The organism is Anaerovibrio sp., from assembly GCF_051866355.1.
In the GTDB taxonomy this organism is placed as follows: Bacteria; Bacillota; Negativicutes; order Selenomonadales; family Selenomonadaceae; genus Anaerovibrio.
In genome coordinates this window covers 1-11554 of the sequence record NZ_JBJDWZ010000119.1, presented here as the reverse complement: position 1 = coordinate 11554, position 11554 = coordinate 1, and the positions used below count along the sequence as shown (strand labels likewise).

Here is an 11554-nt window from a genome sequence, read left to right as displayed (position 1 = left end):
TTTTATATAATATCTCAAACCGTTCAACTTGTCAAGAACTTTTTGAAATATTTTTTCATGTCCATCTCAGCGAACCATTTATCAAATGTCCAGTGAGATTTTCACATTTGTCACATCTCAGCGACAACGATGTATATATTACACGAAAATCAGGCCCATGTCAACACTTATTTTGAAAAAACAAAAAAATTGGAGATTGCCAAAAAAGCAACCTCCATAGAAAAATCTCTTTACTTATAGATGCGCGGTACGCGAGGGCTGAGCATGCATGGGAGCTCATAGTTAATCGTTCCCAGCCAGCCGGCCGCTTCGTCCATAGTTAGCTGCGGCGAACCATACAGGGTCACCACATCCCCCTGCCTGATGCCCGGAATATCGGTTACATCCACCATGCACTGATCCATGCAGATGCGTCCGGCGATAGGCGCACGCTGTCCGTGAAAATCCACCTGTGCCTTGCCGCTGAACATTCTGGTGTAGCCATCCGCGTACCCCAGCGGCAGGGTGCCAATCCTGCTCTCCCTTTCCGCCGTAAAGGTACAGCCGTAGCTGATGGATTCCCCCGGATGCAAATCCTTCAGATAAACAAGCTGTGCCTTCAATTCCATGACAGGCTGCAAATCAATGACATGCTTCACCTCAGCCGAAGGCCACAGCCCATAAAGAATGATGCCTGCCCGTACCATATCAAAATGCGCCTCCGGCATTTCCAAAAGGGCGGCGGAATTGGCGATATGCTTTATCGGAATCTCCACGCCTGCTTCCTGTACCTTGCTGATTGCCAGCCTGAATTTTTCCAGCTGTTTATTGGCAAAAGTCTTATCCTCCGCATCAGCCAGGGCAAAGTGAGAAAACATTCCTTCCAGTTCTATGCCTGGCATACTGCTGATGCCTCTGGCAAACTCACCTGCCAGCTCAGGACGCACTCCGATGCGGCTCATGCCGGTATCCACTGCCAGATGCACCTTTACGCCCTTATTTCTCCTGACCGCCTCGGCAGACAGGCATTTTGCCTGCTCAACGGTAAAAACCACCTGGGTAATGCCATAGTCCACAATTGTGCCTGATTCCTCTGCCGGTGTAGCTCCCAGAATGAGAATAGGCGTCGTAAAACCCGCATCCCGCAGGGCTATGGCTTCACTGAGCACGGCCACCGCCAGATAGTCAGCTCCCTGCTCAACCGCCTTTCTTGCCACAGCTACGGCTCCATGCCCGTAGGCATCAGCCTTGACCACTGCACACCATTTCGCATTGTTGTGTATGCAGCTCTTGATATTCCTGATGTTATTTTCCAGCGCCTTGAGATTTATCTCTGCCCATACCGCCCTTTTCGGCATTTTCCCTACCTCCTAAAAACCTTCTGTAAACGCAGCAGGCTGAAATTGCAATAAACAAAGAGGCCCTGCTGCAAACAGCACAAGCCTCTTTACTTTTCATATAAAATTAAAGCCTTTTGATGACCTCAATACCGCCCATGTACGGAACCAATGCCTTCGGAACAACCACGGAACCGTCAGCCTGCTGATAATTCTCCAGAATTGCCGCAAAGGTACGTCCCACAGCCAGGCCGGAACCGTTCAGGGTATGCACGAACTCCGGCTTGCCCTTCTGCTCGCGGCGGAACTTGATGCCCGCACGACGGGCCTGGAAATCAAGGCAGTTGGAGCAGGAGGAAATCTCCCGATAGGTATTCTGGGCCGGCATCCACACTTCAAGATCATAGGTCTTGGCAGAGGTGAAGCCCATATCACCTGTACACAAAGTAATAACGCGGTAAGGAAGCTCCAAAATCTTCAGCACATCCTCTGCATCATTAACCATCTTTTCCAGCTCATCCCAGGAATCCTCCGGCTTGGAGAACTTGATGAGCTCTACCTTATTAAACTGATGCTGGCGAATAAGGCCACGGGTATCACGTCCTGCACTGCCGGCCTCTGCACGATAGCAGGCGGTATAGGCGCAATAATACTCCGGCAGCTGTGCCGCATCCAGAATTTCCTCACGATGATAGTTTGTCGTAGGCACCTCGGCTGTCGGCACCATGTAATAATCCGTGCCTTCCACCTTGAACATGTCCTCGGCAAACTTCGGCAGCTGGCCGGTACCAATCATGCTGTTGGTATTTACCATGCACGGAGCCAGCATTTCGGTATAGCCGTGCTTGTTGGCATGCAAATCCATCATAAAGTTAATCAGGGCGCGTTCCAGCCGGGCTCCCATGCCCTTGTAGAAGGTAAATCTTGCACCTGTCACCTTGGCAGCACGTTCTGCGTCAATGATGTCCAGCGCTTCACCGATATCCCAGTGAGCCTTCGGCTCAAAATCGAAGCTGGTCGGTTCCATGAAACGACGCACCTCCGGATTGTCGTTCTCATCCACGCCGACAGGAACATCCTCCTTCGGCATATTCGGGATACTCAGCATGATGCTGCGGAGCTCCGCTTCCACCTGCTTCAGCTCTGCATCCAGGGCATCAATCTTTTCGCCTACCTGACGCATTTCAGCAAAAATGGCATCTGTATTCTCACCGTTCTTCTTCATCTGGCCAACCTGCTTTGAAACAGTATTGCGCTGATTCTTCAGCACCTCGACCTCGCTGAGGATTGCACGGCGCTTTTCCTCTAATTCTTTAAAGCCGTCCAAGGAAAGTTTATTCTGACGATTGTTCAGCATAGTCTGAACAGCATCAAGATTCTCTCTGACAAATTTAATATCTAACAAACTGTTCGCCCCCACAAATTTTGGCTTTGCCAATTTATCTATATCGAATCTATTATACTTTATATTTCGCAATTTGTAAAAAAATTATAGCTAAATTCTCATTTCAAAATGCCTTCCCTTGGACTTCTCTTCATTTCCTGACTTATCCGGTAAACCGGTCCGGGCTTCCACCTGTGACGTTGCAGTTCCGGCCTGCGGAGCCTTCTTCTTGCGCCCTGCTCCCTGAAATGCAGCCTGTTTTTTACTCATGCCGCGGAGGGTAAAGGTAATAAAGGCCGCCACAAAAACAATAAGCAGCGGCAAAAAACTCATAAGGGAAGGATTGCTGCCCGGCAAGGGCCATGGCGCATCAGTCCTGACGGCTGTTTCTGCCTGCGCCTCGCCGCCAGTGCCATCCTCCCCCAGCATTCTCTGTACAACATCCTGCCTGGCCTGACGGGCTATATCCTGCGCAACGGCCGCATCGCCGGCATCATCGGCCTGCTTCTGCCGGCCGGAGCCTGCCTGCACGGCCTGACGACCACTTTGTCCATCAGATACACCCTGCACAGCATCCCCGGCAGTATTACCGGCAGTACCTTTTTCCTGACTGCCATCCTGCTGTGGATTGCTGATTGTTATATGCACGCCAAAGCTACGCCCGCTGTCCGTGCCATTGACAGGATTCTGCCCGAAGCCGCTCTCCCCTGCTCCGCTGTCCTGCCTGCCTCCCGGCACGACTGGCGGAACAGGCGGGGTCGGAGGCGTCGGAGCCGTTAAAGCCATACTATCACTTTCCTCCGCCTGACAGATTATTATTCATTAGGCCCATCAGGGTCACAACGCTTGCAAGGGCTATATCCCTCGGCCCTGGCCGCCTCATTGCTCTCAAAACGAATACCGCCGCCGTGGGTCTGCTGCAGCTTCGGACAGCCCGGCCTGTGATAGAAACCGGTGTAGTGATCACCCATGCGGTAGGTTTCCGTGCGGGAAATATCCTTGAAGTCATTTTCTACCGAAGCAGAATACATATTGTAGGCTACTGCCAGAATAACGACAAGCACCGCTACGCCGATTCCCTTTAATAAATTCGTGTTCATTAAAACGCCTCCCTGATAGATACTATACTTTTCTATTATACCATATTGCTCCTATAAAAACATCCCCACCTGACAACAGATGGGGATGCAACAGATATTTAACTTTTAGCCATTAGTCAAACAAACAGAAGTAGCAGATTAAGCTACACCCAGAGCACGAGCTACAACAGCAGCTACCAGAGCGCCAGCCATAGGAGCGATACATGGAACCCAAGCATAACCCCAGTTGCCATCGCCCTTGTTAGGGATAGGGAGAATTGCGAAGGCAATACGAGGACCAAGGTCACGAGCCATGTTCATAGCATAACCGGAGCAGCCGCCCAGGGAAAGACCGATTGCAACGATGAGCAGAGCTACCAGGTAAGGACCGAAGCCGGCAGGCAATGGGCCGTTAGGAGCAGCAAAGATCATCAGGATACAGAACATCAGGAAGAAAGTACAAATAAACTCGGAGAGGCAGCCGTTGAAGATACCGCCAGTTGCAGTACCGGTGGAGAAGATACCTACCTTACCACCCTCAGTCTCAGCCCAGTGGCCGAGGAAGCAGAGATAAACGATGATGGAACCAACGATACCGCCAGCAGTCTGTACCAGCATAGTAGCAACAAACTGAGCAGGAGTATAGGTGCCGAGATACATCTTTGCGATGGTAACAGAAGGGTTGATATCAGCCTGTGGAGCACCCAGTGCTACAGAAGTGTATACACCCAGCAATACTGCGAGACCCCAGCCCCATGCTGTACAAATCCAGCCTGCACCTCTTGCGTAGGACTTAGCCAGGTTCAAGTTGGCGTTAACGCCTACACCAAATACCATCAGAACCATAGTTCCCATGAACTCGCCTAACAGATTATCCATTTTACATCCCTCTTTCGTATAACGTAATGAAAAATTTCTATACGGACATGCCCTCAGCATACCCGAATCCACGCCCGCTACCGGACTTAGGCCAACCGGCAGCGGGCACTGAATCCAAATCAATCTCTAACAAATTCCGGCAAATAAGGATTACTCCTCATCATCCAGCCAGTGCATAGCGTGCTTAACAGCCTTTCTCCAGCCCTTGTAGAGCTTGGCAGCCTCTTCAGCAGCCATTACAGGCTCGAAGCGTACATCGAGCTTCCATGCAGTCTTGAGCTCTTCCTTGCTGCTCCATACGCCTACAGCAAGACCTGCCAGGTAAGCAGCACCGAGAGCGGTAGTCTCGATAATCTGAGGACGATCAACAGGAACGCCCAGAATATCAGCCTGGAACTGCATCATCAGGTTGTTGGCAACAGCACCGCCGTCTACCTTCAGGGCAGCCAGCTTAATGCCGGAATCAGCTTCCATTGCACCCAGAACGTCCTTAGTCTGATATGCCAGGGACTCAAGAGTTGCACGAACGATATGAGCCTTGGTAGTACCACGAGTAATACCGATGATCATGCCGCGGGCATTGGAATCCCAGTACGGAGCGCCCAGACCAACGAATGCAGGAACCAGATATACACCGCCGGTATCGCGAACCTTCTTGGCAACCCACTCGGAATCAGGAGCGGAATCAACCATGCGGGCACCATCACGGAGCCACTGAATAGCAGAACCGGCAACGAAGATGGAACCTTCCAGTGCATACTCAACCTTGCCATCGAGACCCCATGCAATAGTGGTAACCAGACCGTTCTTGGAGTCATAGATATCAGTACCGGTATTCATCAGCATGAAGCAGCCAGTACCATAGGTGTTCTTTGCCTCACCAGGGTTGAAGCAGTTCTGACCGAACAGAGCAGCCTGCTGGTCACCTGCAGCACCTGCAACAGGGATTGGCGCACCCAGAATAGAAGGATCAGCATAGCCATAAACGCTGGAAGAAGGACGAACCTCCGGCAGCATGGTCTTAGGAACATTCAGATGAGAAATCAGATCCTCATCCCACTTCAGCTCCTTGATGTTGTACATCAGTGTACGGGAAGCGTTGGAGTAATCAGTTACATGAGCCTTACCACCAGTCAATTTCCAAATCAGCCAGGTATCGATAGTACCAAAAATCAGATCGCCTGCCTCAGCACGGGCACGGGTACCCTCCACATTGTCCAGAATCCAGGTAATCTTGGTACCGGAGAAGTAAGCATCAAGAGTCAAACCGGTCTTCTGCTTGAACTCATCCAGATAGCCCTTTGCCTTCAGGTCATCAACGATGCCAGCAGTCTGACGGGACTGCCATACAATTGCGTTATAAACAGGACGGCCGGTGTTCTTATCCCATACTACTGCGGTCTCACGCTGGTTGGTGATACCCATAGCTGCGATATCGCTGGCTTCCAGACCGCTCTTCTCCAAAGCGCCCTTCATTACTTCGCACATGGTGCTCCAGATCTCATCAGCATCATGCTCAACCCAACCCGGGTTAGGGAAGTACTGGGTGAACTCCTTCTGTGCAACGCCTACAATCTTGGAGTTCTCATCGAAGATGATCGCTCTGTTGGAAGTGGTACCTGCATCTAACGCCATTACATACTTCTTTGCCATTGTGAAAATCCCCCTCTTAAAAATAAATAATTACCTCTCGGAAAGCCCTCTCTAAAAGCTATTCCTTTAATATATGAATGATACCGGCTTCAGGAAACACCCCTGCTTCCACACCGTGAAGCCTGCATCGCTCACTACACCTATTATATTATATCACAGTCTATTAAAAATGTTAAGACTTTTTATAAAGTTTTGCCAGAATCTGAATTGGATGAATCGCCTTGGTGTCTGTACCATGTTCTATCTGCATACGGCAGGTACCGCAATCGCAGACAACCTTGTGGTAATTATCCCCGTTAATGGCATCAAACAGCTTCTGACCCACCTTCATGGAGGTCTCATAGTTGTCCTTGTGGAAGCCGTAGCTACCGGAAATGCCGCAGCAGCCTGCATCAGCATTAACGATATTCAGCCCTGCCTTTTCCAGCATATCAAGAGCCGGCAGGCCGATGCCCTGGGCACGGAGATGACAAGGTGCATGATAGATAAACTTGTGGTCACTGCTTACGCTGACCTTCTTCAGCTTGCCCTCATAATCCAGCTTTGCCAGGAACTCAAAGGCATCCCATACATTCTCTGCCGCTTCCTTCATCTCTGACTGGGCAAACAGTTCCGTGTACTCAGTCTTGAGCATCAGCGAGCAGGAGGTACAGCAGGCAATCACCGGAATATTCTTCCTGGCATACTCCTGGATAACGGACACATTGGTGTCAGCGTGGCTCCTTGCCTCATCCAGATAGCCGCCTACTACCAGCGGAGAACCGCAGCATACAAAGCGGTCATCCATGAGTACCTCATAGCCATTCTCATTCATGACCTTGACGAAGGCAACGCCTACTTCAGGATCATTGGTATCAATATAGCAGCCAGGGAAGAAGAGAACCTTCTTATCAGAAGACGGCTGCTTTATATTTTTGAACATATCACGGAAATACGTGGAAGCGTAGCGCGGCGCCTTTCTAGGTGCCATGCCCATAACGCCCATCATGCCGGTAGCCTCGCCGATGGACATACCCAGATTGGCAATCTGCTTGCCAAACGGAATGCTGTTCAGCATATTGGCCATCTTGAAGCCGTGGCTCAGCATTTCGTCCTCCGGCTTGTGAGCCTCCGGATGAGCCGCCAGGAACTTTGCTCTTTCCAGCATATTCAGCGTAGAAACGGATACACCGTTTGGACAGGTAATATCACAGTTCTTGCAGTTGGAACACAGCATCAGCGTGTCCTCATAGTCGCTTGGATCGGAGAAATGCATACGGCTATGAGCAGGGCCAACGAGCTTCGGCCCTTTATATTCAGGATTGGCCATGGTAACAGGACATGCCGCAATACAGGATGTGCAGGCAATACAGTTATCCGCCGAATCTCTTGCTCTTTCTTCTAACTCCATAATATAATACCCCTTTCCATTAAGCCTTGGCAGCCTTGTACGCAGAGGACAAAGCCACGCCATTGCCGGAATGCTCAAAGCAGAAATCATAGCCACTCAGGTTGCGGCCAACAACGTATACGTTCTTCAGAACCACGTTGCCGGACTCATCCACAGCGCGGAGGGAGCTGTCTACTCTTACGCCGGCCATAGCAAATGCCTGCTTCTTGTCAGAGAAGAGCTGCTTGTTTACCCATCTCTCCTCTACGCAGTCACCCTCTACAGGCAGGCCGAATACCATTTCCCTGTATTCGCCAAAGTCACGCATGGTTATGCCGCCGCTGTAGAAGCCGCCTGTTGCCAGAATGAACTTATCCGCCTCGTATACCTGGCTGCGCACCTCGCCGCCAGCCTCAATAGCAGTAACTACATCACCCTTTACGACAGCTTTTTCAGCCTTTGCATTCTCAATAACCCGAATACCCTTCTTCTTCAATGCACCCAGGAGCACATCACGGAGACGAATACCGTTTACGGATGGAGGCATGCCGGTAGTTTCCACTACACCGCAGTCCAAATCCTTAACCAGCTTGCTGTACACTGTATAATCGCCCTTGGTTCCCAAAATCTGAGGAACGATGACAACCTTGCCATTTCCTGCCTGACCCTTTATCTGAGCCAGGAACTCACCATAGCCCTTCTCGCTCTCAACCCATCTTGCCACATCGCGGGTAGTCAGGTCGCGGCCGGTAATATAGGTGTCCACGGTAATAGTTGTATATTTCTTATCATTGCCCAATTCCTTGGCAAGATTCTCCTTTACCATGTCCACATAGAAATCCTTCAGGCCCTTGACACCCACAATCACTATCTCATTGGCATTGAAGCACTTGGATGCCTGCAGTGATTCAGGCAACAGGCAGGTCGGCTTCAATGTGCCGACACTGGTCACCAGCCACTGCTGCTCCTTCAGGGAACCGGTATACGGAAATCCCTCTTCAGCTACAGTCCGCTTGAAGAACTCCACCGCATCCTGAATGGCAGCCATGCCAATCTTTCTATACGGATGATTCTCAGCAATCCTGCCCAATCCCTCTATAGGATTTTCCACAGCCTTGCCGGCATCATCATAACCAAGAATATCAATCACACCGCTGTTCAACGGGAATGTACCGGCACCGTAGGACAGCAATGTTACCTTCTTACCCTCATCGGCACTGACCAGCGCGGCCATCAGGCCTGCCATGCCGTTGCCGATAACAACTACATCAGATTTGCTCATCCTCGTCTACCCCCATTTACGTTAAACAACAGCTCGTACATACCTCTTGTCATCTCTGCCTCACGGAGAGTCTTGCCCGCCATAACAGGGGTAATGCCCTTCCATCTGGCCTGGAGGAAATTCTTCATATCCGACAAGGAATCGCCGCAGTCCTCCAGCTTGTTCCGGAAGAGCTTGTTGGCAACAGCGGCACTGCGCAGTGCACAGTAGTTGCCCTGGCAGGTGCCCATGCCCATACGGGTCCTTCTTCTTACATCTGCCACGCTGTGGCTGGTAGGTTCGGCAGCAATGCGCTGAATCTCAGCCATGGTTACATTCTCGCACTCGCAGAGAACCTCACGGCTCTCAGGCTGCTCCTTCAACGTCTTTACCACGTCGCCGAACTTGTCGACACCCAGACGGGTTGCAGCAAGATTTACGCCATAAGACGGGAAATACTGACGAGCGGCCTTCTTCTCGGCCTCCGGTACCTCCGGCACCAGATCCTCCTCGGCAGTGCGGCATTTTGCCGTATTGTTCAGCTTCGGAGCCAGCACATCACAGAACTTCTCTGCCATCAGGCGGTAGGTCGTAAACTTGCCGCCGCAGATGGTCATCATGCCCTTCAGTCCGTCTTCCTTCTCATGGTCAAGGGTTACGAAACCGCGGGAGGCGTTACGGCCACCCTCGGCACCCTTCGGCACATACAGCGGACGGGAGCCGGCAAATACACGGAGGATACGATAATCGCGCAGATGCTCGAATACGCCCTCACCGGTCTTCATCAATTCCTCAACCTCATCCCAGGAGGTAGATGTATCCTCCGGATCAGGAATGGTAATGGAAGAGGTTCCCAGAATGGTGATGGAACCATGCGGCACGAAGATATCACCATTGGAAGGCTTGCGCAGGCGGTTCACAACGCGGTTGGAAATGCGCTGATTGAATGCAATCAACGTGCCCTTGGAAGGACTTACATTGCACTCAAGGCCTGCCATCTGTGCCACCTGGCCTGCCCATGGGCCTGCGGCATTTACCAGAATCTCGCACTCAATCTCGTACTCTTCCTTTGTAACATTATCGCGAACAGTAATGCTCTTTACTGTTGCATTCTCAATATTTACGCCAACCAGCTCCGTATAGGTCTTGTAGCGTCCGCCATAACGGGCCGCAGACTGCAGATTCTGCCAGGACATGCGGAAGCCGTCAATGGCTCCATCCGGAACCTCGTAAGCAACAACCAGCTTGCGGGAAAGATTAGGTTCAATGCGCAAAGCCTCTTCCTTGCTGATTTCACGAGTTGGGATACCGCTTTCCTTGCAGCCCTTCAACCACGGCTCAACGAAATCAGGGTCATCACCCTCAACCTGTACAAACATGCCGGTAGTAGCCTCAACACAGGACTTGCCGATACGGCGCAGGATAGTGTTCTCTTCAATACACTCCCTTGCTGCCTCCTGATCCTTTACAGCATACCTGGCACCGCTGTGCAACAGGCCATGATAACGGGAGCTGGCACCATTTACCATGTCCAGCTTCTCAATCAAGAGTGCATCAATACCGCGCATCGACAGGTCGCGCAGGATACCAACGCCTGTAGCACCGCCACCGACGATGACAACCGTAGCCTTGTCCTTTACCATAACAATCCCCCATTTTCTATAATACACACAGAGACCGCAGCCCCCTTATGAGATAAAGCATAAGACCAAAGGATATTCAACGAATAATTATTATCAATAACTATTATCTCACATTAGAATTTTCTTCCGATTGCACATTGTAAAATTTCAACCGCAACAAAATTTCATCTACACACATATATTACCCCAACATCTTCAAGAAGTCAACCAAAAATAATAAGAAAAACGAGATTTTTATTACCGTTTACTACTAATACGCCATCCACCCCTCTAAAATAAGACGCATTTCCCATATTTATGCCGCTAATCTTTATTTTTAAAACTATTTTCATACAATTTCAAACACTTGGCATTCTTTCTCCTGCAACGAAAAAATGCTTAGACCGTCTAAAAAGACAATCTAAGCATTCATTTCAGGACTAAATCAGAAAGCAGCTACCACTGCACCGTTGTACTTCTCCTCGATAAACTTCTTCACCATGTCGGACTGCAGGGCCCTTACAAGCGCCTTAATCTCAGGGCGCTCCTCATCACCGGCGCGCACAGCCACAATGTTTACATACGGAGAAGTGGAATCCTCGATAAACAGGCTGTCCTTGACAGGATTCAGCTGAACCTGCATTGCAAAGTTGCTGTTGATAACAGCCAGATCAACATCGTCAATAGCACGAGGCACCTGTGCCGCCTCCAGCTCCTGGAACTTGAGGTTCTTCGGGTTCTCCACCACATCCTGAACGGTAGCTGCGATATTGGTGTCATCCTTCAGCTTGATGATTCCTGCCTTACTCAAAAGAATCAGGGCACGTCCGCCGTTGGTCGGGTCATTAGGGATAGCCACCGATGCACCGTCCTTAATCTCGGCCAGGCTCTTTAGCTTGTGGGAATAGATTCCCATCGGCTCAATGTGAATGCCTGCTGCACTGACTGCCTTTACCTCAGGATGCTCCTTGACGAAATTGTCCAGATAAGG

General features: G+C 50.6%; 10 protein-coding genes. All 10 read right to left on the bottom strand.

The features are described from left to right. Nucleotides 1-230: 230 nt before the first annotated feature. Nucleotides 231-1337, bottom strand: coding sequence for an alanine racemase (alr, locus tag ACI3UA_RS06350; RefSeq protein WP_439723981.1), 1107 nt, complete (start codon nucleotides 1335-1337; stop codon nucleotides 231-233). Nucleotides 1338-1443: 106 nt separating this feature from the next. Further along, nucleotides 1444-2721 carry a serine--tRNA ligase gene (gene serS / locus ACI3UA_RS06345; RefSeq protein ID WP_439723980.1) on the bottom strand — a complete coding sequence of 426 codons (1278 nt, stop codon included), beginning with the start codon at nucleotides 2719-2721 and terminating at the stop codon, nucleotides 1444-1446. A gap of 90 nt (nucleotides 2722-2811) precedes the next feature. Continuing rightward, on the bottom strand, nucleotides 2812-3486 hold the full coding sequence (locus ACI3UA_RS06340; RefSeq protein WP_439723979.1) for a hypothetical protein: 675 nt from the start codon (nucleotides 3484-3486) through the stop codon (nucleotides 2812-2814). Nucleotides 3487-3515: 29 nt separating this feature from the next. Further along, a complete protein-coding gene (locus ACI3UA_RS06335) occupies nucleotides 3516-3800 on the bottom strand; it encodes an Ada metal-binding domain-containing protein (RefSeq protein ID WP_439723978.1) in 285 nt (94 codons plus the stop codon). A gap of 138 nt (nucleotides 3801-3938) precedes the next feature. After that, nucleotides 3939-4658, bottom strand: coding sequence for an MIP/aquaporin family protein (locus ACI3UA_RS06330; protein WP_439723977.1), 720 nt, complete (start codon nucleotides 4656-4658; stop codon nucleotides 3939-3941). A 150-nt stretch (nucleotides 4659-4808) separates the two neighbouring features. Next, entirely contained in the window at nucleotides 4809-6311 is a 1503-nt protein-coding gene (gene glpK, locus ACI3UA_RS06325) for a glycerol kinase GlpK (RefSeq protein ID WP_439723976.1), read from the bottom strand. Between the two features lie 172 nt (nucleotides 6312-6483). Beyond that, nucleotides 6484-7701 carry an anaerobic glycerol-3-phosphate dehydrogenase subunit C gene (locus ACI3UA_RS06320; RefSeq protein ID WP_439723975.1) on the bottom strand — a complete coding sequence of 406 codons (1218 nt, stop codon included), beginning with the start codon at nucleotides 7699-7701 and terminating at the stop codon, nucleotides 6484-6486. A 19-nt stretch (nucleotides 7702-7720) separates the two neighbouring features. Beyond that, nucleotides 7721-8962, bottom strand: a complete 1242-nt coding sequence (gene glpB / locus ACI3UA_RS06315; protein ID WP_439723974.1) for an anaerobic glycerol-3-phosphate dehydrogenase subunit GlpB — start codon at nucleotides 8960-8962, stop codon at nucleotides 7721-7723. Beyond that, on the bottom strand, nucleotides 8959-10584 hold the full coding sequence (gene glpA / locus ACI3UA_RS06310; protein WP_439723982.1) for an anaerobic glycerol-3-phosphate dehydrogenase subunit GlpA: 1626 nt from the start codon (nucleotides 10582-10584) through the stop codon (nucleotides 8959-8961). The genes glpB and glpA overlap by 4 nt, the downstream gene beginning before the upstream one ends. 424 nt (nucleotides 10585-11008) lie before the next feature. After that, the coding region (locus tag ACI3UA_RS06305) for a MetQ/NlpA family ABC transporter substrate-binding protein (RefSeq protein WP_439723973.1) at nucleotides 11009-11554 on the bottom strand (546 nt) is incomplete at its 5' end.

What these genes read in the sequence shown, in the direction of transcription:
- alr (WP_439723981.1), bottom strand. Translation starts at nt 1,337, where the DNA reads ATGCCGAAAAGGGCGGTATGGGCAGAGATAAATCTCAAGGCGCTGGAA.
- ACI3UA_RS06340 (WP_439723979.1), bottom strand. Translation starts at nt 3,486, where the DNA reads ATGGCTTTAACGGCTCCGACGCCTCCGACCCCGCCTGTTCCGCCAGTC.
- ACI3UA_RS06335 (WP_439723978.1), bottom strand. Translation starts at nt 3,800, where the DNA reads ATGAACACGAATTTATTAAAGGGAATCGGCGTAGCGGTGCTTGTCGTT.
- ACI3UA_RS06330 (WP_439723977.1), bottom strand. Translation starts at nt 4,658, where the DNA reads ATGGATAATCTGTTAGGCGAGTTCATGGGAACTATGGTTCTGATGGTA.
- glpK (WP_439723976.1), bottom strand. Translation starts at nt 6,311, where the DNA reads ATGGCAAAGAAGTATGTAATGGCGTTAGATGCAGGTACCACTTCCAAC.
- ACI3UA_RS06320 (WP_439723975.1), bottom strand. Translation starts at nt 7,701, where the DNA reads ATGGAGTTAGAAGAAAGAGCAAGAGATTCGGCGGATAACTGTATTGCC.
- glpB (WP_439723974.1), bottom strand. Translation starts at nt 8,962, where the DNA reads ATGAGCAAATCTGATGTAGTTGTTATCGGCAACGGCATGGCAGGCCTG.
- glpA (WP_439723982.1), bottom strand. Translation starts at nt 10,584, where the DNA reads ATGGTAAAGGACAAGGCTACGGTTGTCATCGTCGGTGGCGGTGCTACA.